Origin of the sequence: Nitratidesulfovibrio sp., from assembly GCF_040373385.1 — a bacterium.
Taxonomy (GTDB): Bacteria; Desulfobacterota; Desulfovibrionia; order Desulfovibrionales; family Desulfovibrionaceae; genus Cupidesulfovibrio.
On record NZ_JBDXXH010000001.1, the window covers coordinates 319,144 to 344,488 of the forward strand.

Here is a 25,345-nt window from a genome sequence, read left to right on the forward strand (position 1 = left end):
ACGTGCAGCGGCGGATACCTGCGCCCGTTTCGCCCCTTTCGTCCGGTTCACGGTGGTGCGTCCGGCGCCTCTTGTCCGCTCCGTACCCGGACCGTGCCAACCCGCTCAGGCCTCCGGATGACGGGGCGCGGTCACGAGTCGGCCCGTTTCTTCTTCAGCTTCTCGATGAGCGTGGTGCGCTTGATACCCAGGATTTCCGCCGCCTGGTTCTTCACGCCTTCGGCCATGGTCAGGGCCTCGTCCAGCAGGCGTTCTTCCACCGTGTCCAGAAAATCCTTGAGGTTCAGGCCCTTGTCACGCAGGTCGGTGATGGTGGGCCAACTGAAGCCCGCAGGCATGCCACCGGGCGCGGCGCCCCCGGCCACGGGCAGCGGGTCGGGCGGGGTCGGTTCCGGCAGGGAGACGATGTCGCCCACCTCGTCCAGGATCTTGCGGGGCAGGTCGGCGGGGGGCACCACGTCATCGTCGGCGAGGATGCTGAGCCGCTCCATGAAGTTTTCCAGCTCGCGCACGTTGCCCGGCCACGAATAGGCGGCCAGCACCTTGCGCGTGTCGGGCGCAAGCATCAGGCAGCGGCGGCCCTTGCGCTCGCAGAAGCGGTGCATGAAATGATCGGCCAGCACCAGGATGTCGCCGCCGCGTTCGCGCAGGGCGGGCAGGTGCAGGGGGATGACGTTGAGCCGGTAGTACAGGTCTTCGCGGAAGCGCCCGGCGGATACCTCGCGCTCGAGGTCGCGGTTGGTGGCGGCCACGATGCGCACGTCCACCTTCTTCACCCCCGCGCCACCCACGCGCTCGATTTCCTTTTCCTGCAGCACGCGCAGGATCTTGACCTGCAACGTCAGGTCCATCTCGCCGATTTCGTCCAGGAAGATGGTGCCGCCGTCGGCCAGTTCGAACCGGCCGGGCCGCGAGCGGATGGCATGGGTGAAGGCGCCCTTCTCGTGTCCGAAGAGCTCCGATTCCAGGAGTTCCTTGGGGATGGCACCGCAGTTGATGGGCACGAAGGGCATGGACCGGCGCTGGCTGTTGGAATGCAGCGCGCGCACCAGCAGTTCCTTGCCGGTGCCCGATTCGCCCGTGACCAGCACGGTGCTGTCGGTGGGGGCCACTTTGGCCAGAATGCGGAAGACGTCCCTGAGCGATGTGCTTTGGCCAATGATGCCGCTGGTGTCGAGATCCATTCCCTCTCCCGGAAGGCTCGCTGAGTGTGTCCCGCTTCCCCCCGCGCCACCTTGATGCGCGCCCCGGCCCGTCGTGCCTGTCCGTCACGCGCGGCAGGGGCAACCCGTCATGTCGTCCGCTGCGTCGTCCGTTACGCCACCTGGCAGGCAGCCGTGCGTGCGGACCGAAAACCCGGCGGCACCGGCGTTGGAAGTCCGGAGCACGGGCGGCATGGCGCGTCTGGCTCCATCAGTGTCAATTCGCTGACGCGAAGTCAAGTATAGGAGCGAAAAAAGCGGCTTCGGCGTTCCGGCCCGGGGGAAGCACCACCCACGCGTCATCATGCCGCCACGCGGGCGCGGCGGTGCGTGCGGCAGCGCACGTACGGGACAGGGAACGCAGGGCGTTCGTGCCGGGCAGGGGGCGGCAGGCAGTACAGGCAGACGCACCGATGTGATGCACGGGGCGGGGCAGTATCCGGCAGGTGCGTACCTTGCCCGCATGGCCGCACCGCCGTATGTTCGTGGGGTCCCTCTCATCGGCAATCGTTGCGGCGCGCCCAGGTCGCCCGACATCTGCCAACGTCCGGCGGTTTCGCGCCCGCCCGGGAGTTTCCGTGCTCGACATCCTTTCCGCCCTGGTCCCGGTGTTCGGCATCATCGTGCTGGGCATGTGCGTGGAACGCATGGGCAGCCTGCCCAAGGGCACCCCGGCAGCCCTGAACCAGTTCGTGTTCCGGGTATCATTGCCCGCGCTGCTGTTTTACGCCGTGGCCCGCAAGACGCCGGAAGAACTGGCGCGCGGCGGCTTTGCCGCGGGCACGGTGGCGGGCATGCTGCTGGCCTTTGCGCTGGGCTACCTGCTGTGTTCGCGCTGGGGGCGGCGCCATGGCCCGGACGTGGCCGTGCTGGCCCAGGCCGCCAGCTTTCCCAACAGCGCCTTCCTGGGGCTGCCCATCGTGACATCGCTGGTGCCGGGCAACGACGATGCGGTGCTGGCCGGGGGCATGGTTTCCGTGCTGTGCCTTGCGGTGCTGCTGGTGACCATGGCCCGGCTGGAGACCATCCGCAAGGGCGGCGGCATGTCGTGGCGGGTGCTGCGCGAAGTGGCGGTGGCCCTTGGGCGCAACCCCATCCTGCTGGCCTCGCTGGCCGGGGTGGCGGTGAGCCTTTCCGGGCTGGGGCTGGCCCGACCGGTGGCCGCCATGGCCTCCATGCTGGGGGCTACCGCATCGCCGTGCGCGCTGTTCGGCATTGGCATGGTGCTGGCCGCGCAACTGACCGCCGAGGGCGCGGGCTGTCCGCCCGAGGGTATGAGGGATGGCAGCGGGGAATGCGACCCGCAGGCGCTTTCGCCGTTGGCCCGGCAGGTGGTGGTGAACAGCGTGAAGCTGTTCGCCCACCCGGCGCTGACCTGGCTGTGCCTGTGGGCGTTCGGGGTGCGCGGGCAGTGGCTGGGCATGGGGGTGCTGTTCGCGGCCATGCCCACGGCGGCGGTGGCCTACGTGGTGGCGGAAAGCTACGGCGCGGGCACGCGTGATACCTCGCGGGCCATTGTAGTAAGTACCATGCTTTCCGCGCTGACGCTGTTCGGCACCGTGGTGCTGCTGCGGCATCTGGAATTGTTGTAGCGGCCATCCTCCAAAAGGCGGGAGAAAGGCGAAAAAGAAGCGCGCCGCGTACCCTTTGGGGTGCGCGGCGCGCATGTTGCCTTGGCTCTGCCCGGCGCGTGCGCCGGTGAATTGCGGGGCGATGCCCCTTGGTTGCTGTGGGCCTTCCTGATTCTTTCGCTCACTTTTCAGATAGGCATCGCGCGGTGTGCGCGCAAGGCCCTTCCGGGTGGTGGCAGGTTTTCGTCCCTAGACGAACCTGTCCACCAGTATCCCCGTCATCTCGTCCCGCGCGCGCACCACGGCGGCGTTGGCCTCGAAGGCGCGCTGGTCCGTGATCATGTTCACCATTTCCTTGGCCACGTCGGTGTTGCTGCCTTCGACGAGGCCCTGTTCCACGGAAACCGAACCGTCTTCGTGCACCTCGCGGCGCAGGTCCATGCGCAGGGGGCCTTCGGTGGTGCTTTGGCGAATGTCCGCCACCTGCACGCCCTGTTCCTGCCCGCTCTGATCGGCAGAACCAGTTTGCAGGCGCACGTCGGAGGCACGGAATTCGTCCGTGTTCATGTTCGCCACGTTGTTGGCCGTGACGGCCATGGACGTGCCGAAGGCATCCAGTGCGCTGAGTGGTGTGCCGAATCCGTCGATCATGACGTGTCTCCTGCGTGGAGGCGGTCTTCCCCCCGTCTCCTGTCCCCATCCCCAAGACAGATACTAAAACCGATCACGCCGCCTGTCACGGGGGCGGGGAGAGAGTAATCGCGCACAGTGGATGCGGGGCGGTCTGGTGCCGTGTGCCGGGCACGCGTGAAAAAGGCATCCCCTGCGGATGGTTGCCGGGGATGCCTGCCGTGCGGGGGATCGGGCAATGCCCAGAGGGATCAGGCGGGGCGCGAAAGGCCAACTGGGCGGTGGCGATGCGGTGCCACACTGCCGCCGTTACAACATGATCTTGTCCGGCACGACCGCGTCCGGCGGCAGGGGCGGCTAGCCCTTGCGCACCTCTCGCTCTATGCTGGCGAAGGCGTTGTGGCAGTGGATGGATTCGAAGCTTTCCACCTCTACCCGGAACCACGCCACGTGCGGGTGGGCTTCCAGCCGCTGGGCCGCCGCGCGCACCACGTCCTCGACAAAGGTGGGGTGGGCGAAGGCGTCCTCGGTGACGTACTTTTCGTCCTCGCGCTTCAGCAGGGTGTACACCGGCGACGAACCCGCCGCCTCGGCCAGGTCGATGAACTCTTCCATCCAGCTGAACCCGGTCATGCGGATGGACATGCGCACCACGGCGCGCTGGCTGTGCGCCCCTTCGTCGCTGATGGCCTTGGAGCACGGGCACACGGTCATCACCGGCACTTCCAGTTCCAGCAGGAACGAAGGCTTGCCGTCGCCAAGCTCGCCCGTCAGGCGGCATTCGTACCACACCAGGCCGGAACTGGCCGTGGCGGGCGCGGCCTTGCGCACGAAGTAGGGAAAGCGGAACAGCGCATACGCCTTGCGGGCGTGCAGCCGTTCCTTCACGTCTTCGAGCAGGCGTTTCATGGAGTTGTAGTCCAGTTCCTCGGACCAGTTCTCCAGCGCCTCGACGAAGCGGCTCATGTGAGTGCCCTTGAATTCGGCGGGCAGGTCCACGCCGATGTCCACGGTGGCCACGGTATGCTGGCTGCCCTGGGCGCGGTCGCGGACCACCAGGGGCAGCTTGAGGTTCTTCACGCCCACGCGGTCGATGGGCATGGCCACCTGCGCTGGGCTGTTCTGTACGTCTTCCATGTGATGCCTGAAAAATCCTTAGGTGAGGTCTTGTCCGGTGGTCGTGAGCGAAAGCTTGCCGTGCTTCACGCCCTTGGTGGAAATGAGCCGCTGCGACAGCGCGCGCACTTCCACGCCGGGGCCCTTCAGCACCAGCACCTCAAGGCAGTTGTGATGGTCCAGGTGCACGTGCAGCGCGGTGATGATGATGCCGTGATGGTCGTGCTGGATTTCGGTCAGCCGCTGGGCCAGGTCGCTCTTGTGGTGGTCGTACACGATGGTCAGGGTGCCCGCGATTTCGCGGTCCGTGTCTTCCCATTCCTGCTGGACCAAGGTGTTGCGGATCAGGTCGCGGATGGCTTCCGAGCGGGTCTGGTAGCAGCGGTCGTCGCACAGGTCATCGAACTTTTCGAGCAGGTCGGAATCGAGGGAGACGCCGAAGCGGATGGTGCGGCCCATAACGGCTCCTGTGGTTGCGGTGGCGGTGTCCTGCGGTGAACGGGCGGTCTGGAGGCGGGGATATCCGAAAAATGTCTTTCAGAGGGGCATCCTCTACGCGTGCGGTGGACGCATCTCCCAGAGATGTATGGTGACACGTTCGGCCTGCCGGTACAGCGCATCCACCTGCATGGTGCGGGCGCAACGCGTGGTCCAGCCACGGGCCTCCAAGGTTTCCCGGAAGGTAGCGTACACGTTTCTGCCCGGTTCCGCCACCCAGACCACTCCGTCGCGTGCCACGGAATAGTCCAGAAAGTCGCTGACGGGTGCCACGAACCGGCGCTCGTACATGATGTCGCCCGCCCAGACCATGTCCAGCGAGCGGGCGGCCACGGCGGGCACGCGCCAGTCCATCACCGTCCACAGGGGCTGCGCCACGCCGTTGCGGGTGGCATTCAGCCGGGCAAAGCGCAGGGCCTCTTCCTCGTAGTCCATGCCGATGACGTGCGCGCCCAGCCACTGCCCCACGATGGCCGTAAGGCCCAACCCGCAGCCCAGGTCCAGGCAGCGGCGACCGTGCAGTGCGGCGCGGTTTTCGGCCAGCCATTCCGCAAGGCCAAGGCTGGCGGGCCACAACTCGGTCCAGTAGGGCAGCCGCTCGTCGTCCACGAAGGCGGCGCGGGCGGCGTCCGCCGTGCCGGTGGTATTCGCCACGGGGTTGGGCGTGTCGCAGGCGGCCAGTTCTTCCCACAAGGATTCGAGGTCGGCATGGCGTTCCAGCGTCCAGACGCGGCCACAGGCGAGCACCTCGACGACGGGTGCGTACGTGTCGGGTCGGCAGGGGGAGGCCGAAGGCCCGGGGGGGGGCGAAGACGGGGTGGACATGGGTGTTTCGGATAGCAGGGTAGCCTGCCCCCGTCCAGCGCCGGTATGGAGCGCGGAGGGGCGTGATGCCGCGTCAGGCTGCGCCGCCCGCTTCCGTCATGTACCAAAGAGTACACTCCGGTCGCGGTCGGTATGGAACGCGGAGGGGCGTGATGCTGCGTCAGGCTGCGCCGCCCGCTTCCGTCATGTACCAAAGAGTACACTCCGGTCGCGGCCAGCGAGCCTTCCTTGCCTGACACCCCTCCGCGCTCCATACCGTCAGTGAGCGGGCGTCGGGTGGGGGAAACCGAAAGACAGGGATTCGCTGGCAAGGGCAGGGGAGCGCCCGGTCAGGTGCGAGCCGCGATCACTGCCGCGCTGCCTCTGCGCTCCTCGTTGACCGGCGCGGGCCGTGGCCCTATGTTGCGGGCGCACACCACAACCCCGCGCCGATGCGCGGACGGGAGACACATGCACGACGCCCCGCTGGCAGGCCTGCACCGCCTTGTCTGGACGGCCCTGATGGCCGCGCTCATCGCTGTGGGGGCCATGGTCATGCTGCCCGTGGGGCCGGTGCCGGTGACCTTGCAGACCCTGTTCGTGGCGCTTGCCGGGCTGGTGCTCGGCCCTGTGCGCGGGGGCGGGGCCATGCTGCTGTACGTGCTGGCCGGGGTGATGGGTCTGCCGGTGTTTTCCGGCGGCAAGGCCGGATTCGCCCATCTGCTGGGGCCGACCGGGGGCTACCTGTTCGGGTTCGCCTGCATGGCCTGCATCGCCGGGTTCGGCGGGCTGCGGGGATTGCGCGGGCGTGAAGCGGGGGATACCCCCCTCCGTCCGGCCCATGTCGCGCTGGCCCTGTGCTGCTGCCTTGCCGGGCTGGCCGTGGCCTATCTGGCGGGCGCGGCCCGGCTGATGCAGGTGCTGGACATCGATGCGGGGTACGCCATGACCGTGGGCGTGCTGCCCTTCCTGCCCGGCGACGTGGTGAAGATCGCCCTGGCCGTGGCTGCGTGGCGGTTTCTGGCCGTGCGGAGGTTGCTGCCCCGATGATCGTCGCCAAGGGTTTGCGCTACACCCATCCCGGCACCCCGGCGGGCACTGGCCCCGCGTTGGACGGGGCGGAATTTTCCGTGCCGTCCGGCGCGCTGTTGTGCCTGTGCGGGGTCAACGGCAGCGGCAAGTCCACCCTGCTGCAACTGCTGGCCGGGCTGCTGCGGGCGGAAGGCGGCACGCTGGACGTGGCCGCGCTGCATTGCCCCGGTGGCGAGGCTGCCCTGCGCCGCCACGCCGCGCTGGTGTTGCAGGACGCGGACATGCAGATGCTGGGGGCCACGGTGGCGGAAGATTTGCTGCTCACCGCACCGCCTGCGCACACCCCGCAAGGCGCGGCTGCCCTTGCCGCCGCGCGCGAGGCGGCGGGCCGGTTCGGCCTTGGCGCGCACTGGGACAGCCCGGTGCATACCCTGTCCTACGGGCAGAAGCGCAAGCTGTGCCTGGCTGCCGCGTTGCTTGCCGCGCCGGGCCTGTTGCTGCTGGACGAGCCGTTCAGCGGGCTGGACCACCCGGCGGCACTGGAACTGCGCGACATTCTGGCCCGCAATCGGGCCGCCGGGCTGACCCAGGTGGTTTCGGTGCACGAACTGGAGCCGGTGGTGGACATGGCCGACCTGATGCTGGTGCTGGACGGGGGGCGGCAGGTGTTGTTCGGCCCGCCCGCCTCGGTGCTGGACAGGGTGCGCGCCCATGGCATCCGCCCGCCCTGTTCATGGACGGCGCGGCGCGAGATCGTTCCCTACGAATAGGAACGGCCCGGCAACGCCCCGGCGGCGTGCTTCTTGTCACGGTATCGCGAGCGACCGGAAAATCACGCGGGGCGCGAAGGCATCACCTTCGCGCCCCGCTTTCGCATCGGGAGTGTCAACGGATCTACCTGCTGCGCCCGGTGCCCAGCCCCACGCCCACCATGACGACGACGGCGGCCAGCATCTGGGTGGCGTTCAGGGTTTCGCCCAGCCACAGCCAGCCGAACCCCACGGCGGTCACCGGCACCAGGTTGATGAACGCGCCCACGCTGCTGGCGGGCAGATGGCTGGTGGCCCAGTTGAACAGGCCGAAGGCTCCCAGCGAGGCTCCGGCGCCCAGATAGATCACGGCCAGCAGCACGTCGGCGGGCCATTGCCCGGCACCGGCAAGCACGGCGTACGCTCCCGGCGCGAAGAACAGCGCCCCGGCCAGGGTCTGCAATGCCGTGAGGGTCCACGGGTTCCAGCGAAAGCTCCCGAGTCCCCCATGAGCCGACAGCTTGCGCACCAGCACCATGTTGCCCGCCGCGCAGGCCATGGCCAGCAGTTCCAGCAGGTTGCCCAGAAGCGGGTCGGGCGCGGCTTCGGTGCCCGCTCCGCCGGACAGGGTCAGCCAGGCCACCCCCGCGCACGAGAACGCAACCCCCAACCACAGGCGGGGCGAAGGCCGTTCGCCCAGGAACAGCCACGCCCCCGCGCCCACCAGCAACGGCACCGAGGCGGAAATGACTCCCGCCTGCGAGGCCGTTGTAAGCTGCATGGCATTGGATTCGCACAGGAAGTACAGACAGGGCTGCAACAGTACCGTGGGCAGAAGCAGCAGTTTGTGCCGCCGGGGCACGCCGCTCCAGAACCCGCGCCGCACCAGTGCACCCGATGGGGCCACGGCCAGGGTGCGGGAGGGGAACAGCCGGGCGGTGAAGGGCGCCAGCAGGGCCATGGCCACCATCGTGCGCGCCCACATCAGCGGCATGGGGCCAAGGGCCTGCACGGCCACCTTCATGGCCGGAAAGGACAGGCCCCACAGGGTTACCGCAGCCAGGGCCGCCAGGGCGGGCAGCAACAGCGTGGCGCGGGGTGGAGTGGCGTCGGCGATATCGGCGCCATCAGCGACATCGGCAGCAGGGGCCACACAGGGGGCGGAATTGGACATGAACGGCGTCTCCGTCGGTTATGGTGTGCGCCGGATGTACCGCAGTGCAAGGCGGTGCGTCTTGCACGGAGTTTTTGCAGGAAATTGCGGTGGCAACAGGGGAGAGGGCAGGCGGGGATGGCGGAGCCGGGTGCACGCGAAGGCCAAGCGCGGCACGCGCGCAGTCTGGCCATTCGCGCCGGGGGGGGCGGTGGCAGGGAGCCTCAGCGCGACAGGTACTGCCCCGGCGTGGCGCCCACATAGCGGCGGAAGGTGTTGGCGAAGTGGCTCTGGTCCACGAAGCCGGTTTCCTGCGCGGCGTCGGCCATGGCCCAGCCCCGGCGCAGCAGCAGCTTTGCCCGGTCCACGCGCAGTTGGGTATGGTAGGCGTGCGGGGTCATGCCCGTGGCGTCGCGAAACACCCGCAGCATGTGGAACCGGCTGAGGCCGGTGGCCTCGGCCAGGTCTTCCAGCGAGACCTTGTGCGCCAGGCGTTCGGCAAGGTAGGCGCGCACCCGGCGCACGGCGGCATTGCCGTCGCGGGCGGTGACGGCTTCGGGCCGCACCCCGCCGTGGCGGGCCAGCACCAGCGAGAAGGCCCCAACCATGGCCGACTGGCGGGCCAGCAGTTCCGCACCGTCGGCCACCAGGTCGCTGAGGCGCAGAAAGGCGCGCAGCACGTCGGCATCGGGCACGATGAGCCTGCGGAAGTCTGGCGGGCCGGCATCGCGCCCGCCCAGTTCCACGGCCACGCGGTGCAGCCAGTGCGGGTCTGCGTAGAACATGCGGTAGGTGGCGGGCACGCCGCGCTCCGGCTCGCCGCTGTGCACCTCGCCGGGATTGAACAGGCAGACCTGCCCGCCCACCACCACGGAACTGCGCCGGGAGCGGCCATGACAGTAGTTGGCCCCTTCCTCCATCAGGCCCACGGCGTACTGGTCGTGGGTGTGCTTGGGGAAGGTGTGCGCGCTGCGGAGCACCCGGTTGGTTTCCAGGCCGTCCAGGTCGTCGCTGCGCCAGTAGCGCACGTTTTCAAGGGGCTGTCGCATGCCGGGGTCCGTGGTTGCGCGGCGGTTCGTTGGGGGGCGTGAACGTTGCGGGCTGTCCTTGCCGCCGCAAAAGGGAAATCTTGCCTGTAGCTGGAGTCTGCCGGGTTCCGCCAGTGGGGTATTGCAGGAAATTGCGGCTGGGGTGGGGCCGTCGGCCCTGACGAATGCTGGTCCGCGGCCGCCCAGTCGCCTTTCTTCCCCTTGTCTCCCCTAGCGGTAGGCCTTCTCGAAAATCGCGATCACCGCATCCTCGCGCAGGTCCACCGGGGTGACGGCAAACAGCCCGCCCATGGTTTCGCGCGCGTTGCGGGCCAGGGCGGGTATCTCGTCGCGGGTCACCCCGTAGTCGGACATCTTCAGGCCATCCAGCCCCACGGCGGCGATGAGCTTGCGCAGCGCCGTGACAAGGGCCAGCCCCTGCTCGCGCAGTTCCATGCCCTCGATGTCCTCGCCCATGGTCACGGCAAGGTCCGCGCAGCGCTTGGGCTGGAAGCGGGCCATCACCTCGAAGTAGGGCAGGGACAGCATGACCAGCCCGGCGCCGTGCGGCATGGCCGGATGGTGGGCCGACAGGGCGTGCTCCAGCGAATGGTGCGAAATGCACGACGAAAGCGACTCGCACAGCCCCGCCGCCGTGGACGCCCACGCCAGCATGGTGCGCACCTGCACCGAACTGCCGTCCTGCACGGCCTGCGGCAGGAACTGGGAAATCAGGCTGACCGCCTCCAGCGCCAGCAGGTCGCTGGAGGGCTGGCGCGCCGTGGAAAGGTACGCCTCCGCCGCGTGGAAGAAGGCGTCCATGCCGGTCATGGCCGTTACCGCCGGGGGCACGCTGACCATCAGCATGGGGTCCACGATGGACAGCGCGGGGTAGGTGGAATCGTCGCCCCAGCCGATCTTTTCGTTGGTGTCCTCGCGGGTGATCACCGTCCACGGGTCGGCCTCGGTACCGGTGCCCGCCGTGGTGGGAATGGCCACCACCGGCAGGGCCGGGCTCTCTGGCCGCTTGCGCCCGCCGGTGCCGCTCTGGATGTAGTCCCAGTACGAGCCGGGGTTGGCGGCGGCCAGGGCGATGGATTTGGCGGAATCGATGGTGCTGCCCCCGCCAAGACCCAGCACGAAGTCGCAGCCTTCGGTGCGGGCCAGCGCCGCCCCCTCGTCCACGTGGGTCAGCACGGGGTTGGGCTGGATCTTTTCAAAGAGTACCGTGGTGCAGCCGCTCTGCGCCAGCAGGGCAAGCACCTTGTCCAGATGCCCGGTGTGGCGCATGGAGCCGCCCGCGCTGACCACCACCAGCGCCTTGCGGCCCGGCAGGCGGGTGCGGCCAAGCTCGGCCAGCCTGCCCGCGCCGAAGATGATACGGGTGGGCATGTGGAAGGTGAAGTCGAGCATGGCGGTCTCCTGGGGCTGTGCGCGGGGGGCGCGGTGGTGGGGCAGACGGTGTTGGTCTGATCTTGGGGCGATCCCGGCGTGATGCCAGCCAACTGCTCGCCAGACGCTCGCCGGACGCTCGCCGGACGCGCGGCGGTCGGGCTGATGGCCGGTCCGCAGTCAGGGGCAGGCCCGGCAAGCCGAGAGGAAAAACGCCCACGCGCCGGTCCGTATCGGTTTCGCAAGCCTTCTTTCGGGGCAAGGCGACCGGCGCGCGGGATGGATGTGTCGTCGTGGCGTGCGGCTATTTTTCCAGAAATGCCGTGTAGGCAAGGCGCGTGGCGTACAGGTCGGCCACGCTGGCGAGTTCGAACGGGCTGTGCATGGACAGCACTGCCGGGCCGAAGTCGATGATGTCCATGCCGTAGGCGGCCAGATACATGGCCACGGTGCCGCCGCCCCCGCCGTCCACGCGGCCCAGTTCCGCCATCTGCCACGGAATCTTGCGCCCGTTCAGCACGCCGCGCAGCCAGCCCACGTATTCCGGGTGGGCGTCGTTGGCCTCGTACTTGCCCCGGTGCCCGGTGAACTTGCAGAAGCACGGGCCGTGGCCGATGACGGCGGCGTTGAGTTTTTCGTGCAGTTCCTGCCAGTCGGGGTCGATGGCGGCATGCACGTCGGCGGACAGGGCGCGGGTGGCCAGCATCACGTCGCTGAGGCGGGCGGCGGGCTGCCACGCGGCGATGAGGTCTTCGATGCAGTATTCGAAGAAGCGCGACTTGGCCCCGGTGGAGCCTTCCGAGCCGATTTCCTCCTTGTCCCAGAACAGCACGCACTGCGGCTGCTGCGGGTTGTCCGCCGTCAGCAGGGCTTCCAGCGCGGCAAACACGCAGATGCGGTCGTCCTGCCCGTAGCCGCCGACGAGAGAGCCGTCGAGGCCCACATAACGGGCAGGACCGGCGGGCACGGCCTGCAATTCGGCGGAGTACAGGTCTTCCTCGCGGATGGCGTACTTTTCGTGCAGCAGGGCCAGCATGCGCGCCTTGATCGGGTCCTTGGGGGCGTCCTTCTTGGCGGTGCTGTCGGAGGAGGTGGCGTTGGCGGCTTCGGGCGCGGTGGCCGCATCGGCAGGGGCGACGGCATCCCCGGCGGTTTCTTCCGTCACCGGCTTCGGCATGGGGCGGTGCCCCAGCACGATATTCAGCTTTTCGCCCTCGAAGGCGTCGGCGATGGTCTGCCCGGCCTGCTTCTGGGCCAGATGGGGCAGCAGGTCCGCGATGGTGAACACCGGCTCCGCCGGGTCTTCGCCCAGGGTGATGCGCACCGATTCGCCGTTTTCCTTCACCACCACACCATGCAGGGCCAGCGGACGGGCCAGCCACTGGTACTTGCGGATGCCGCCGTAATAGTGGGTCTTGGCTTGGCCAATGCCCGCCTGTTCCTGCAACGGACGTTGCTTCAGGTCGAGGCGGGGCGTGTCCGCGTGCGCGCCGATGAGCCGCAGCCCCTGCGACAGCGGGACGCGACCCTTCTGGGCGATGAACACGGTCTTGCCCTTGAACACCCGGTAGACCTTGTCGTGGGCGAAGTTTTCCGTATAGCCCGCCGCGCGCAGGCGCGTGACCACGTAGTCCACGGTTTCGCGCTCGGTCTTGCAGCGGGACAGGAAGTCCACGTAACGGTCGGCCAGTTCGCGCATGGCGGCCTGGTGTTCGTCGCTGGCGTAGGCTTCCCAGCAACTGGTGGTCTCGAAGTCCAGTTTGTCCATGAAGGTTCCTTTCGGGGGAAATGCCCGTATGTGATGCGGCGTGGTGCCGCGAAGGTGTCGCAAGGGGCGTTGGGTTTGGCAACGCGGCGAAGGACTAGGTAATATCTCTTGCGGCGGGGGGCAACAGTGGGGTGGCCTGTCGGCGGGGGGATGGGGAAAGTTGTGCGCGGTTGCAACCGGCCTTTACGAAGTCAGTCGTGCGCTGTTGATCACGCCCGATTTCGTTATGCCTCCGGCGGGCAGGGGGTGTTGTAACGAACACCCCCTGCACCCCCGCGTTCCAGGGGCTCCGCCCCTTGGAACCCCGTGTCATCTTGCGCCGCGTTCCTTTCGTCGGCAGCTTCCCTCGGCCAAAGCGCCTTCGGGCGATCTGCCTCCGGGAACGCGAATGCGCGCAATGCTCTCGCAACCACGGCTATGCGCGGGTGCCTTTACCCATGCCCTCGTTGCGACGCATGTGCCGCCGCCAAAGCCCGGCGTCACACGCTTCTACGCACGCCACCTCTCCTTTGATCCAGCCCCACAATCAAAACATCTCACATTCACGATGGCGGAAGCCTCAACTTTACGGGTAGGTGCCGTAGAAGCCTTGCAGGCTTTTGCGTTCCCACCATCCTTAACCCCATATCCGCGCACGCCCCTCGCGTGTGATGCAACCGCCACTATGGCGGTGGCAACCTGCATGCGGCGATATGCGTCCGCAGCCGGAGATCGCCGCCGGAGGCCTTGCGACGGTGGAAGCTCCGGCGTTGCGGATGCGCGCCGCCGTGTCCGTGGGACCGGGGTGCCCATGCGGCGTTCGAGGAAAACGAGATGCGCGTAGAAGCGTGTGACGCCGGGCTTTGGCGGTGGCACATGCGCCGCGGCGAGCGCCGGGGGACCAGGGGGCGGAGCCCCCGGAGCGCGGGGATGCAAGGGGCCGCCGCTATGCGGCCCCTTGCCCGCCGGAGGCATAACGAAATCAAAAGCGGTCAAAAGGGCAGGACTGTTTTCGTAGAAGCCGCACCCAACAAAGCACAACCCCTCTTCAGTCTTCCACCGAAAGGGCTATACCTCTGCCCCTTCCTCCCGCCGCGATCTCAGCAACCCCTCGAAATACGCCACGGTCTTCCGCAGTCCCTCTTCCATGCTCACGCGCGGCTCCCAGCCCAGCTTTTCGCGCGCCTGGCTGATGTCCGGGCGGCGGCGACGCGGGTCGTCCTGCGGTAGCGGGCGGAAGTCGATGGTCGAGCGCGAGTTGACGAACTCGATGATGATTTCGGCAAGGTTCAGGATGGTGCGTTCCTCGGGGTTGCCAAGGTTCACCGGCAGGTGGGTGTCGTCCGGGGCGTGCATCAGCGCGGTCAGGCCGTCCACCATGTCGTCCACGTAGCAGAACGAGCGGGTCTGGCTGCCGTCGCCGTAGATGGTGATGGGCTTGTCCTGCAAGGCTTGCAGGATGAAGTTGCTGACCACCCGGCCATCGTTGGGGTGCATGCGCGGGCCGAAGGTGTTGAAGATGCGCGCGATGCGGATGGGCACCCCGTGCTGGCGGTGGTAGTCGGTGAACAGGGTTTCGGCGCAGCGCTTGCCCTCGTCGTAGCACGAGCGCGGGCCGATGGGGTTCACCCGGCCCCAGTAGTCTTCGGTCTGGGGATGGGTTTCCGGGTCGCCGTAGACCTCGCTGGTGGAGGCTTGCAGAATGCGCGCCTTGACCCGCTTGGCCAGCCCCAGCATGTTGATGGACCCGTGCACGCAGGTCTTGGTCGTCTGCACCGGGTCGAACTGGTAGTGGATGGGCGATGCCGGGCAGGCCAGGTTGTAGATTTCGTCCACTTCCACGTAGAGCGGAAAGGTGATGTCGTGGCGCAGCAGCTCAAAGCGCGGGTGGTCCTGCATTTCCTGCACGTGGTCGCGCGAGCCGGTGAAGAAGTTGTCCACGCACAGCACTTCCGCGCCGCGTTCCAGCAGACGGCGACACAAATGCGAGCCGATGAAGCCCGCCCCGCCGGTAACCAGAATGCGCTTGCGGGCCAGTTCCTTGAATTCGCCTTGCTGCATGGGGGTATCCTGTGCCGTCGGGCTGAGGGGTGGCGGGTGGATGGACGGGCCGTGTGAAAAAAATGCTATCCGCGCCGGGCGCGCGGCGCGCGTCCGCCCGTGGCGGCGGGCCGGGGCAGGCCCAGTGCTTGCGCCAGCGCGGCAGCCACCAGGGGAAATTCCGCATCGTCCAGGGTGCGCGGGTCCAGCCGGAAGGTGTCGTCCTCCAGCCTGCCGACCAACGGGAGGGCGGGTGGAGCGACATCCAGCAGCCGTTCCTTCAGCGTGGTGGCGGAACAGCCCGCCGGGGCCACGCTGACCAGCGTGGTGGGCAGGTCGCGCTCCGGAAAGGAACCGCCCCCCACCCGCGATACGCCGGGGGCAAGGCCGATGGCGGCAGCATCGCCCAGCGCGGCGCGCAGCCGGGTGGCCAGTTTGCGCGCCCTTTTCGCCAGTTCGTCCGCCGGGGCGGTCATCATGCGCAGGGTGGGCACCTTGCGGCGTGCCAGTTCCGGGTCCAGGTACAGGCGCAGGGTGGCTTCCAGCGCGGCCAGGGTCATCTTGTCGATGCGCAGGGCGCGGTTGAGCGGGTTGCGCTTGATGCGCGCGATGATTTCGCGCCGCCCCACGATAAGCCCGGCCTGCGGGCCGCCCAGTACCTTGTCGCCCGAAAAGCTGACCACGTCGGCACCGTCGGCCACCACCTCGCGCACCGTGGGTTCGCCATGCAGGCCCCACGGGGTGAAGTCGAGGAAGCTGCCGCTGCCAAGGTCCTCGATGACCGGCAGATTGCGTGCCCGGCCCAGCGCCACCAGTTCGGCCAGGGGCACTTCCTTGTGGAAGCCGGTGATGCGGTAGTTGGAGGTGTGCACCTTCAGCAGGGCCACGGTGTGTTCGTTGATGGCATTTTCGTAGTCGCGCAGGTGGGTGCGGTTGGTGGCGCCCACCTCGCGCAGCACCGCGCCGCTTTTTTCCATGACCTCCGGGATGCGGAAACTGCCGCCGATTTCCACCAACTGCCCGCGCGAAACCACCACCTCACCGCCCTTGCACAGGGTGTCCAGCACCAGCAGCACGGCGGCGGCGTTGTTGTTGACCACCAGGCCCGCCTCTGCCCCGGTGACCTTGCACAGCAGTTCTTCCACGTGGGAATAGCGGCTGCCGCGTTCGCCGGTGGCCAGGTCGAATTCGAGGTTGGAGTAGTTGGCGCAGGCCTCGGCCACGGCGGCGGTGGCTTCTTCCGCCAGCAGGGAACGGCCCAGATTGGTGTGAATGACCACGCCCGTGGCGTTGAGCACGCGGCGGAAGTGGGGGCGCGCGGCGCGCAGCACATGCGCGATGAGGGCTGGCAGCAGCGCCTGCGTGGAGAGGGCTGCCGCGTCGGTGATGTCTCCGGCCCGGATGGCCTCGCGGCACTGGTCGAGGAAGGCGTTGACCAAGTCGCGCAGCAGCGGGCGCGGCAACGCGGCCAAATCGGTCAGGCCGGATGCGGCGGGGGTTCCCGGCCCGGCCTGTTCCGGATGTGCCAGGGCGGTGAGCAGGGCGTCCATGGAAGGCAGGGACCGGAACAGGTTCGACACGTGAGGCTCCTTGCCGACGGTACGGCGAATGCGGGGCGCGGCCTGTCAGTTTCCGGAGTGCGGCGGGCCGGGCGGTGTTTCCGGGGCGTCGTCCGGATGCGCGTCCGGTGACGCGGCGGGGGCGCCATGCGGGCTGGCGTCCGGAGAATTCGCGGGCACCTCGCAGGTGCCGCCAGCACCCCGCGATTCCAAGCAATCGGGCCGAAGTGTAAAGAACTCGCCGAGCAAATACAAGGAGCCGCACAACAGCACCGGACCCTGGGGGGCCAGGGCGGTGGCCTCGGCCAGCGCGGTGGCCATGTCCGGCACGGCGCGGGCGGTGGGGCCCAGCAGGGCGGACAGGTCTTTGCCACGCGCGGCGCGGGCGTTGTCCCGGATGGTGGGCACCAGCACGGGGGCGTCCCCGGCGAGACGTCGCACCTCTTCGGCCACGGCGGCCAGATCCTTGTCGGCCAGACACGAGAAGATCACCACGGCAGGGCGCACGCACTGGTCGGCCAGGGCCGCACGCAGGGCGGCCAGCCCGTGGGCGTTGTGCGCGCCGTCTATGACCAACCGCGCGGGCAGGGCGGGCATGCCGGAGGTATCAGGAACTTCGGACGCGTTCGGCGCGACCGTTTCGTCCGCCCTTTCTGCGTCGTGCTGTTCGGCGGTGGGGCGTTCCACCCATTGCAGGCGGCCGGGAATCCACGCCTCGGCCAGGCCCCGGCGTACGGCATCCTCGTGCGATGCCCATTCGTTGGCTTTCGCCAGCGTGGACCATGCGGCCAGGGCCAGCAACGCGTTGATGCGCTGGTGCGGCCCGGCGAGGCCCAGTGCCGCCTTGGCGGGTAGCCTGGCCAGGTCGTCGGCCTCGCGCAGGGGCGCGCCACAGGCGTCCGCAGCCGTGTGCAGTTCGTCCATGGCGTCCGCTGGCTGGGGCGCGGTGACGGCGGGCACGCCGGGTCGCAGCGCCCCGGCCTTGTCGGCGGCAATGGCGGCGATGGTGGCGCCAAGCACGGCCTGGTGGTCCAGCCCGATGGGTGTCACGCAGACCACGTCGGCGGCCACTGCGGTAGTGGCGTCGTGCGCGCCGCCAAGGCCCGCCTCCAGCACGGCAAGCTGTACGTCCGCCTCGCGGAAGGCCAGCAGGCCGAGCACGGTGAGAAACTCGAAATAGGTCAGCGCCTCGCCGCCCGCCGCCATGATCCGGTTGGCCAGGCCTGGCCATTGGTCGGCGGCCAGCATGGCCCCGTCGATGCGGATGCGTTCGCGCGGGGTGACGAAGTGCGGCGAGGTGTACAGGCCAGTGCGCAGCCCGTGCGCCGTGCCGATGGCGGCGAGAAAGGTGGACGTGGACCCCTTGCCGTTGGTGCCCACAACCTGGGCCACGGTGAACGGGGGCGCGGCAAGGGCCAGCGCGTCCAGCACGCGTTCCATGCGGCCAAGGCCCAGGTCCATGTGGAACATGCCCAGCCTGTCCAGGTGGGCCTGCACGTCGTCGTAGGTGGCGAAAGGGGATGCGGCGGAAGAATGTGTCATGATGAGCGTGCCTGTAGAGGGGAGCGGAAGCGCGCCCGGCAACCGGACATGCGGAAGGGGGCGCATCTCTTCCGGTAGGACGCCCGGCGGGGCGCGTCAAGCGGGGGAACGGATTGCACACGGAAGATGCGGAGGGGAAATGGTGCATGTCCGAACGGGGGCTGCGGGGCATGCGGGAACGGGGCTGGATTGGGTGCGGGTTCGGGTGCCGGAGCGGCTTGCGCGGCCGGATTGCCCGGACGCTTTGCGCCGGAACGTTGCGGATGGCGCGCGCGGTGGGGTGGCGCGTTGGCAGTACATTGGAGGCGCGTTGGTGGTGTGCCCGACGGGGGCCACGCCCGCAGTAGCCCCCTTGCGGTTCGTGCCCCGAGCGTTGCCGGACGGTTGCCAGACGGTTACCCTTGACCGGCGGCACTGGCTCGGCTAGAAAAATCCCCTCTCGTCACGCGCCCGTAGCTCAGGTGGATAGAGCAGGAGCCTTCTAAGCTCTTGGCCGGGGGTTCGAATCCTCCCGGGCGCACCAAAATAAAATCAAATGGTTGGCTGATAAAAAGAATTTTCTCGAATAGGGTTGGAAAAACTTTTCCAACCCTATTTCCAACCTTGGGGATGTGAATAGAAATTGTACGCGCGCGCGACGTTTGACACGGCGGCGCAGCCCGCTTGGCACTAAAAGCCCCCGGCGAAATTTTCGCCGGGGGCTTTGCGTTAGCGGTTGCCGATGAGCAATTGTAGCGGCGCACGCGATTTGGGCATGAGCCGTCACCATAGTTGAGAAATTTCGCCACGCGAGTTGAGAACGGCGATTTCTCAAGTTAGGTGATGGGCATTGGGGTTGCTTGCGGGCCTCGCACAGGGGGTGAAAAGGGCCAGCCAGTGCGACCCATCCGGTTGATGTCTGTAAAGGCTTTGCGTATGTATTTTACGAATACATACTCGTTCACCGGAGGAGGACTTATGGCCACTGTTCTGGCTCTTGCTGTTCTTTGCTCACTACTGGCTTCAGTAGTTGGCTTGCTTAAGCCTTCATTAGTACTACGGACCGAAAATCCGACTCGGTTGAAGGCATTTGGTCTTTATTTTGGTATATCCATTGCGTGTACGATGGCGTTTAATGTCGTTTCACCTGCCAAGAAAACACCCGATACAATTACTAATCAGTCTGCTTCCACCGCAGGCTCCTCCGGTCAAACTCCCGCACAAGCGCCAGCACCGAGTGCAGAGCCGCAGCGCGAGCCAGAGGAGCCTGCGCCCGCCCCGCTTCCTCCTGCCTCAATGAATATGAAAATCGAAGAATTCCACAAGAACTTCAACAAGACAGCAAAAAAGCTTAAATTCAATCACAAGCTGCCTGCCTTGAAAATTGAAAAGGGTGAAGACAGGGATACCGGACAGGCCATGTTGACGGACGTTGTGGGCTTTCTGGTTACTGCGGACCAGAAAACCCGCCGGGTGCGCGAAGTCATGCTGATGTCGGCACCGGGCGGAAATGCCAATGCGGCGATGGATACGATATCCTGCATGATTACACTAATCGCAACCGTGAATCCTGAATATACGCCAGATCAAAGGGGCCAGATTTTGCGCGACCTCAAGCTGGTCGGAGGGGAAGGTCTTCCCGGCTCGGTCAAAACGCATCGCGACAAGGTTCAGTACTGGGCTCATGTGTCCAAAGACATGCCTGTTTTCTTCGGTGCAACCGCTGAAAATTGACAGGCCGTTCATCGTTTTTTCCTGCGAGGAATCTCTAGTGATGAAGAGCGCCCGGCCCGAGCCGGGCGCTTCATTCATTTCCTGCCTACGCGAGTTCTCGGTCGGGCCGGTGGGGGCGCGGAAACGCCCCCGCCTGTTCCTCTCGGCTTCGTGCCCGGTCGCGTCTTCCCATATGGCAGCGCGCGACCGGGCCTTTCCTTTCTCTTCCCTCTGCAATTGTCAGTGAACGCGCCCGGCGCCGGGCAATCACGCTACGTGGGATAGCTCACCACGATGCCCAGCACGGCGGCCAAGGGTTCCTCTCCGGCCTGCGCGGCCAACAGGGCCTGTTCCAGCGCCACGCGGCGGGCGGTCAGCATGTCCACCAGATATTCCAGTCCCTGCGGGTCGGTGACGGCCATCAGGGCCGAACCCACGGCCACGCCGGTGGCGGTGGCATCCGCCCCGGCCAGCACGCCCGCAAGGGCGGTGTCGTACCCGGTACGGATTTCGCGCGCTTTGGCGGCCACGGCATCATCCAGCGTAGGCAGGCCATCCACGGCAACGGGTTGGCCGTCAGCGCCGGGAACGATGCGCAGGCCCCGGTCCTGCGCGGCCAGCAGGGCCTCGTGCTCCTCCGGCGTGATCGGCACGGCATCGGCGGGTGCGGTGCCCAACGATTCGATATGGAACTCGCCGGTCGAGGCGGCGTAGTAACTCTGCAACTGCATGGTGTCTCCTAGTACCCGACGGCAATCCATTTGCCGGATATGGTGCGCCCGCCGGTGACTGCATAGGCGGCGTCGTTGGTCAGGCGGATCGAACCGTTGCTCATGAACTTTGCCAGCACGACAGCAAGGTTGCTGCCGGTGTCGTCATCACTGCCTGCGCAGAACAGCCCGCCGGTGGGCATGGTGGCAGGCAGGGTAATCGTCACCGACTGGTCATAGGCCAGCCCGGTGTACGTCCCGAATTGGAAGATCAGTCCGTTGGGCAGCTTCCACGCCCGCCCCGCCACAAGGGTGACCCAGGCGGACTTGTCCACCTTGTCCGTCAGCGTGGCGGCCAGCGCGGCAATGTCCACCTCGCCCGCGTTGGTCACGGTGTCGAATGCCTTGATGCAGGGCAGCCAACTGACCGATGGCGGTCGCATGCGCCCGGTGGTCACGGAGAGTTGCGTGGTGGGGCTGCTGCTGTTTGCCGTGGAAGACTGGACCTGCTGTTGTCCATCAAGACTCCCCAGGTTCAGCCGCAAACCAGCACCCGGCGAGCCGCCTTCGTAGAGCACGGAACCGGTGATGCTCGAAGCATCCTGCCACATCCCGACGCCACGCCCCCCCGCCGGGTCCGCCCCGCGCACGAAATCGCGCAATCTCGGGCAGCGGAACGTCGTCGCCCCGTCACCGCTGGAAAACGCACCCACCGACGACTGCACGGCGGCCTGCGCCTGCCACGCGGCCTCGGTGATGATGTTTCCGCTGGCCTGCGCCATGGCCCATAACTGCGGGTACGCCGCGCGCAGCAGCAGCGGCCCGTCGTTGATGGCCAGCGACCCCGCCGGGGGCGTGGTGCCCGGCCACCAGAAGGTCATGCCGATGGGCATGCCCGAACCGCCGGACCCGACGCTCTTCCACTCGCCCCACGCGCCCGCAGTGCGCCGTCGCCACCAGCCGGGGTGGTCCGGGTCGTCCACGGACCACAGCAGTTGGGTGCGCGCGGCATCGCCGGGCATGACCATGGTGTGGACGAATGCCCACGCTTCGGCGGGCATGTCCTCCGGCAAGCCGGTGGCCGTGCCCTTGCGCACCGCATACAGGCTGTTGCGGTTGATGGCCGCCAGATCGGCCTCCCATGCTTCGTGCTGGCCGGAAGTGGCAAAGCCCTTGAAGCGATCCGGCCCCAGCGTCTTGATGGCCTCCAGCAACTGGCCGTTGTCGGCCTTGTCCAGGGCGATGCCCGCCCCGGCGATGACGGTGGCCACCTCTTCCTGCACGGCGGTCAGCCATTCGGCGCTGACTTCCGTGGCGGCGGTGGGGATGGTGGGGTCGCCTTCGGTAAAGCGGTTGTCCGGCGTCGCGCCGGGGGTGTCTATGCGGTGCATGGCGGCTCCTGTCCGTTGCTCTCCGTTCCGTAACTATCCATAACTATCCGTAGATAAACAGCACTTTGGTGTGCGCCGGGGCAAGCCTGCGCATCACGCATTCCAGAATCTCGTCGCCCCAATGGGCCAACGGTTCGCCTGCCGCGCTGCGCCCGGCCCGGAACCGGTGGACGGTCTGCGCGGGCGAGGCCACGGCCCATGCGAATTGCCAGTCGCCGTTGGTCAGGGCGTCACCGGCGCGCGAACGCCCAGCCCGGAAGGGCTGGTATTCCCGCACCGTCACCGTGTAGCCCAGCATGGCCCCCAGCCGGACGTACCACCCGCGCGAGAGGCCGCCGCGCTCCTGCACGGCGATGGCCAGCGCGGTGATGCGCTCTTGCAGGGTACGGTCGGCACGGGCGCACGGGTCCGGCAGGCCGTAGACGCGCTCCCAATCCTCCAGCCATTCCGTGGCCCGGAAGGGGTTGATGCCCAGCACCGCCCGCACGGACGATGCCAGCGCCGCATCCAGCGCCGCGCCCTCTGCGGTGAGGTGCGCGCCGATGGCTGTGCCGTTGGGGTCGTAGCTGACGGGCGGCAGCAGCGTGCGCAACAGGGTGGCGTGCCCGCTCACATGGCCTCCACGGTGACCGCGCCAAGGCGCGGCCATTCGATGCGCGCGGCATCCACCACGGCCTGCACGTTGGCGGCGGGGGCGGCCACCTCGCAATCGGCCACGCCGGGCAGCCCGGAAATGATGGCGGCGATGCGCGACCGCACCACCAGCCCGCCCGGCTCCAGCGTCAGGAAGTAGGCGGCCAGGGCGGCCTGCACCTGCGCCGCAAGGGTGGCCAGCAGCACGCCGGACAGACGGACCCGCACCTGCACATCCACGGGCAGCGGCGCGGGCGGCAGCACCAGCGCATCCTTGCAGGCCACCGGGCGCTTGGCATCGATGCTGGCCTGTGCGGCGGCCACCAGTTCCGCCGACGGCAGCCCCCCGGCGGACAGCACGGCCACGTCCACGGTGCCGATGCCCCGGCGCAGCGGGTAGACCCACGCCCCGGTGATGCCCGGCACCTCCATGGCCCAGCGCCGGTAGTCGTAGCGGTTGCCGCCGCCGGGCGGGTTGCGCATGTAGTCCAGCAGGCGGGCCAGCAGTTCCGCGTCGGTTTCCGCGTCGGTGCCGCCGGTGAGGGTCAGCCGGGCCTCGGCCTGCACGCCCGTGGGCGCGGTGACGAACAGCACCGGCTCGTCGGCGTAGTCGGACATGGCCCCGGCGCTGGCCGCCGCGCAGGCGATGGTGGCCGTGCCGCCTTCGTTCAGGGTGACGGCAGCCGTGGTGGCAAAGGTGACCCCGGTGGCCACGTGGCGCACCAGGGTGGACGCGGGCACTTCTGCTCCGGCGGTGCCGGTAACGGACAGCGTGCCCGTGGCCGTGGTGGCCGCCTTGCGGGTGATGCCGCGCAAGGACGCATGCAGTTCAAGGTAGGCGGTATCCGCCGTGTCCGGCAGTATCTGGCGGGCCATCCACGCCTGATGCTGGTACAGGCCCTCCACCGCAGAGGCCACGGACGACGCGCGCACGTAGGCGTCGCTGTCCGTGGTGGTGGCGGCGTCGGGCAGCAGGTTCTTCACGTCGCGCAGCAGGGCCGCGCGTATCTGCTCGAAGGTGGGGATGATGAAAGACATGGCCGCCCCTTAGGAAACCCGCACGGGATGGGTGTACATTTCATGGCGGCCCGCCGCGTCGGTGACTTCCACATGCAGCAGGCAGCGCCCGCCGCCGGAATCGTCCCGTCCCAGGCCGCTGACGGTGACGCTGACGGCGCGGGCGCGTCCGTCCGTCACCAGCGGTTGCAGGGCCTGCTCGGCGTACTGGACGGCCAGACGCCGCACCCGCGCCACGTCCTTTTCCCGCTCCAGTTCGTGCAGGCGCGACCCCACGGAAGGGTCCGCCCACCACGTGCCAAGGGGCGTCATCAGGCGCAGGTAGACGGCATTGGCTAGACTGGAAATGCGTTCGCCGGTATAGTCGCCCGAAAGTGTATCAAGTGCGGCATCGGTACCCATACCGCCACTCTAGTGGCGGCTGGGAAGGAAGACAGGGGGAAGGGGTTCAGTGTGTCTACAAAACAACTCTAACTATGCATAGGCAAAAAATAATGATTGCAAAAGAAAATAAATTTTCACATGAACATATTGAGGTATTAGTTAAGAACATATGGGAACGCTATAAGATGCTTCAAGACAGACGGGCAACGCTAATAGGAAAGTTAAAATTAATTCTAGCAGTATTTTCTGCAATAATGTCTATTCAATTAATGTCAATTAGCGGAACAAATACTGGAATTTTTACATACTTAAATGCAGAAGAATCTTCTCAAATATTTTGGATGGTAACATCACTAATATTATCTATGTGCATATGCTTTAGATCATCATCAATAATGATTGATGACAAACATGTTGATGATTCTGAAGACATAGATGAATTGTATTTATTATGTGGGAACGATAGGCTTTTTTGGACTAAATCTTTTCATACTGCAAAAGATAAATACAAAAAAGCGCTTGAAGTCAATAATGAATACGAATCGTCTATATTAAATCTTTTTTTATCGATGATTTTCATATCCGCGCTTATGATGCAAGCACCAGACTGCTCTAAAGCAACACTTTTCGTAAAAATTGGTCTTGCTGTTGCTACTCTGTGGGTCACCTTTGCTAAACGCCCACAACGCAAGCAATGCCATCCTACACCGCCTCCCCCGTCGTCCCACCCGAATCCCCAGGATGGCGGTGGCGCCGCCGACTGATGCCCCGGCGACATGGTTCCCATCAAGGGTCACGTCGCAGGTCGTGTTCGGGGCGGCGTCCAGCGTGGGCCAAACACATCCGCAACCCACTCAGCTTAAGCTCGTGCAAACATGGCCCTGCGGAAGAGTCCCGCACCACATGCCGAGGAGTGCATCAATCGTGGTGAGGCGGCATTGGCTAGACTAAAAAAGTACTTATCGCTATAATCGTTAATAAATATACCAATGCCGCAGGGCGCCCATGCCACCACCCTCGTGGCGGTGGATGAAAGACAGCAAGAACAGGTGCGCATCTCATCCTTAACCTCTAAATTTGGAGAGTTATCATCATGCCAAACGTAAAACTTACGCGCGATGAAAATGGAAAACTCACAATAACCCCAGAGAAGCCCATATCGAGAGTTGGAATTGATAATATTTCAAGAATAAAATCATGCTATACTGAGCATGATGGTGAATGCGTCTCACATTATTTCCTTTTTACAGATGGCTCAAAAGCAAAATATACTATAAAAAACGATGGAAGCTATTCACTTTCAGGAGAAGGAGATGAAGGAAAAGATTTTACAACAAGATTAGACAATGAATATATCTTACATATAGGGCCTAAATAGTATTAATACGGCGTCGTGGCGGATTTCACAGTCCCGACGCCGTATTCAGTCTGATACAAACTAGAAATACATTTGTT

The 25,345-nt window shown here is 66.2% G+C and carries 23 protein-coding genes and 1 tRNA gene; 6 read left to right on the forward strand and 18 right to left on the reverse strand.

The window, feature by feature from the left end:
- Positions 1 to 131: 131 nt before the first annotated feature.
- Positions 132 to 1,184, reverse strand: coding sequence for a sigma-54 interaction domain-containing protein (locus ABWO17_RS01265; RefSeq protein ID WP_353115261.1), 1,053 nt, complete (start codon positions 1,182 to 1,184; stop codon positions 132 to 134).
- Positions 1,185 to 1,780: 596 nt separating this feature from the next.
- Between ABWO17_RS01265 and ABWO17_RS01270 the strand changes: the two genes are divergently transcribed.
- Entirely contained in the window at positions 1,781 to 2,794 is a 1,014-nt protein-coding gene (locus tag ABWO17_RS01270) for an AEC family transporter (RefSeq protein ID WP_353115263.1), read from the forward strand.
- Positions 2,795 to 3,022: 228 nt separating this feature from the next.
- Here the strand turns inward: ABWO17_RS01270 and ABWO17_RS01275 are convergent, their stop codons facing one another.
- From ABWO17_RS01275 to ABWO17_RS01290, 4 genes are all read right to left on the reverse strand, one after another.
- On the reverse strand, positions 3,023 to 3,424 hold the full coding sequence (locus ABWO17_RS01275) for a flagellar basal body rod protein FlgC (RefSeq protein WP_353115265.1): 402 nt from the start codon (positions 3,422 to 3,424) through the stop codon (positions 3,023 to 3,025).
- A 336-nt stretch (positions 3,425 to 3,760) separates the two neighbouring features.
- Positions 3,761 to 4,540 (reverse strand): GTP cyclohydrolase FolE2, encoded by a 780-nt coding sequence (folE2, locus tag ABWO17_RS01280; protein WP_353115267.1) that lies wholly within the window; start codon positions 4,538 to 4,540, stop codon positions 3,761 to 3,763.
- 18 nt (positions 4,541 to 4,558) lie between these two features.
- Positions 4,559 to 4,978 carry a nickel-responsive transcriptional regulator NikR gene (nikR, locus tag ABWO17_RS01285; RefSeq protein ID WP_353115269.1) on the reverse strand — a complete coding sequence of 140 codons (420 nt, stop codon included), beginning with the start codon at positions 4,976 to 4,978 and terminating at the stop codon, positions 4,559 to 4,561.
- Between the two features lie 93 nt (positions 4,979 to 5,071).
- Positions 5,072 to 5,842 carry a class I SAM-dependent methyltransferase gene (locus tag ABWO17_RS01290; protein ID WP_353115271.1) on the reverse strand — a complete coding sequence of 257 codons (771 nt, stop codon included), beginning with the start codon at positions 5,840 to 5,842 and terminating at the stop codon, positions 5,072 to 5,074.
- A gap of 450 nt (positions 5,843 to 6,292) precedes the next feature.
- Here ABWO17_RS01290 and ABWO17_RS01295 point away from each other — a divergent pair, with 450 nt between their 5' ends.
- Together ABWO17_RS01295 and ABWO17_RS01300 are read left to right on the forward strand one after the other, a co-directional pair.
- Positions 6,293 to 6,871, forward strand: a complete 579-nt coding sequence (locus tag ABWO17_RS01295; RefSeq protein ID WP_353115273.1) for a biotin transporter BioY — start codon at positions 6,293 to 6,295, stop codon at positions 6,869 to 6,871.
- Positions 6,868 to 7,623 carry an ATP-binding cassette domain-containing protein gene (locus tag ABWO17_RS01300; RefSeq protein WP_353115275.1) on the forward strand — a complete coding sequence of 252 codons (756 nt, stop codon included), beginning with the start codon at positions 6,868 to 6,870 and terminating at the stop codon, positions 7,621 to 7,623. The genes ABWO17_RS01295 and ABWO17_RS01300 overlap by 4 nt, the downstream gene beginning before the upstream one ends.
- Positions 7,624 to 7,747: 124 nt before the next feature.
- Here ABWO17_RS01300 and ABWO17_RS01305 read toward each other — a convergent pair whose 3' ends face one another.
- The 7 genes from ABWO17_RS01305 to ABWO17_RS01335 all read right to left on the reverse strand — a co-directional run bounded on the left by ABWO17_RS01305 (position 7,748) and on the right by ABWO17_RS01335 (position 18,063).
- Positions 7,748 to 8,776 (reverse strand): DMT family transporter, encoded by a 1,029-nt coding sequence (locus ABWO17_RS01305; RefSeq protein WP_353115277.1) that lies wholly within the window; start codon positions 8,774 to 8,776, stop codon positions 7,748 to 7,750.
- Positions 8,777 to 8,979: 203 nt separating this feature from the next.
- Positions 8,980 to 9,804, reverse strand: coding sequence for an AraC family transcriptional regulator (locus ABWO17_RS01310; RefSeq protein ID WP_353115279.1), 825 nt, complete (start codon positions 9,802 to 9,804; stop codon positions 8,980 to 8,982).
- Positions 9,805 to 10,014: 210 nt separating this feature from the next.
- The gene (locus ABWO17_RS01315) at positions 10,015 to 11,196 is read right to left on the reverse strand and encodes an iron-containing alcohol dehydrogenase (RefSeq protein WP_353115281.1); all 1,182 of its coding nucleotides are present in this window, start codon (positions 11,194 to 11,196) and stop codon (positions 10,015 to 10,017) included.
- A gap of 283 nt (positions 11,197 to 11,479) precedes the next feature.
- Positions 11,480 to 12,943 (reverse strand): aminopeptidase, encoded by a 1,464-nt coding sequence (locus ABWO17_RS01320; RefSeq protein WP_353115283.1) that lies wholly within the window; start codon positions 12,941 to 12,943, stop codon positions 11,480 to 11,482.
- Positions 12,944 to 13,990: 1,047 nt separating this feature from the next.
- Positions 13,991 to 14,983: a UDP-glucuronic acid decarboxylase family protein gene (locus ABWO17_RS01325; RefSeq protein ID WP_353115285.1), complete on the reverse strand. Its 993-nt coding sequence runs from the start codon at positions 14,981 to 14,983 to the stop codon at positions 13,991 to 13,993.
- Between the two features lie 65 nt (positions 14,984 to 15,048).
- Positions 15,049 to 16,542 carry an L-seryl-tRNA(Sec) selenium transferase gene (selA, locus tag ABWO17_RS01330; RefSeq protein WP_353115287.1) on the reverse strand — a complete coding sequence of 498 codons (1,494 nt, stop codon included), beginning with the start codon at positions 16,540 to 16,542 and terminating at the stop codon, positions 15,049 to 15,051.
- Between the two features lie 45 nt (positions 16,543 to 16,587).
- Positions 16,588 to 18,063, reverse strand: coding sequence for a bifunctional folylpolyglutamate synthase/dihydrofolate synthase (locus ABWO17_RS01335; protein ID WP_353115289.1), 1,476 nt, complete (start codon positions 18,061 to 18,063; stop codon positions 16,588 to 16,590).
- A gap of 446 nt (positions 18,064 to 18,509) precedes the next feature.
- Here ABWO17_RS01335 and ABWO17_RS01340 point away from each other — a divergent pair.
- Positions 18,510 to 18,586, forward strand: a tRNA-Arg gene (locus ABWO17_RS01340).
- A 434-nt stretch (positions 18,587 to 19,020) separates the two neighbouring features.
- Entirely contained in the window at positions 19,021 to 19,776 is a 756-nt protein-coding gene (locus ABWO17_RS01345; RefSeq protein ID WP_353115291.1) for a hypothetical protein, read from the forward strand.
- Positions 19,777 to 20,027: 251 nt separating this feature from the next.
- Here ABWO17_RS01345 and ABWO17_RS01350 read toward each other — a convergent pair whose 3' ends face one another.
- From ABWO17_RS01350 to ABWO17_RS01375, 6 genes are all read right to left on the reverse strand, one after another.
- Positions 20,028 to 20,486 (reverse strand): phage tail protein, encoded by a 459-nt coding sequence (locus ABWO17_RS01350; RefSeq protein ID WP_353115293.1) that lies wholly within the window; start codon positions 20,484 to 20,486, stop codon positions 20,028 to 20,030.
- A gap of 8 nt (positions 20,487 to 20,494) precedes the next feature.
- Positions 20,495 to 21,856: a gp53-like domain-containing protein gene (locus ABWO17_RS01355; protein ID WP_353115295.1), complete on the reverse strand. Its 1,362-nt coding sequence runs from the start codon at positions 21,854 to 21,856 to the stop codon at positions 20,495 to 20,497.
- 43 nt (positions 21,857 to 21,899) lie between these two features.
- Positions 21,900 to 22,469, reverse strand: coding sequence for a YmfQ family protein (locus tag ABWO17_RS01360; RefSeq protein WP_353115297.1), 570 nt, complete (start codon positions 22,467 to 22,469; stop codon positions 21,900 to 21,902).
- Positions 22,466 to 23,527 carry a baseplate J/gp47 family protein gene (locus ABWO17_RS01365; RefSeq protein WP_353115299.1) on the reverse strand — a complete coding sequence of 354 codons (1,062 nt, stop codon included), beginning with the start codon at positions 23,525 to 23,527 and terminating at the stop codon, positions 22,466 to 22,468. The genes ABWO17_RS01360 and ABWO17_RS01365 overlap by 4 nt, the downstream gene beginning before the upstream one ends.
- A gap of 9 nt (positions 23,528 to 23,536) precedes the next feature.
- Positions 23,537 to 23,908 carry a phage GP46 family protein gene (locus tag ABWO17_RS01370; protein WP_353115301.1) on the reverse strand — a complete coding sequence of 124 codons (372 nt, stop codon included), beginning with the start codon at positions 23,906 to 23,908 and terminating at the stop codon, positions 23,537 to 23,539.
- 684 nt (positions 23,909 to 24,592) lie between these two features.
- Entirely contained in the window at positions 24,593 to 24,655 is a 63-nt protein-coding gene (locus ABWO17_RS01375) for a hypothetical protein (protein WP_353115938.1), read from the reverse strand.
- A gap of 328 nt (positions 24,656 to 24,983) precedes the next feature.
- Here ABWO17_RS01375 and ABWO17_RS01380 point away from each other — a divergent pair, with 328 nt between their 5' ends.
- Positions 24,984 to 25,268 carry a hypothetical protein gene (locus tag ABWO17_RS01380; protein ID WP_353115303.1) on the forward strand — a complete coding sequence of 95 codons (285 nt, stop codon included), beginning with the start codon at positions 24,984 to 24,986 and terminating at the stop codon, positions 25,266 to 25,268.
- The last annotated feature ends 77 nt before the right edge of the window (positions 25,269 to 25,345 follow it).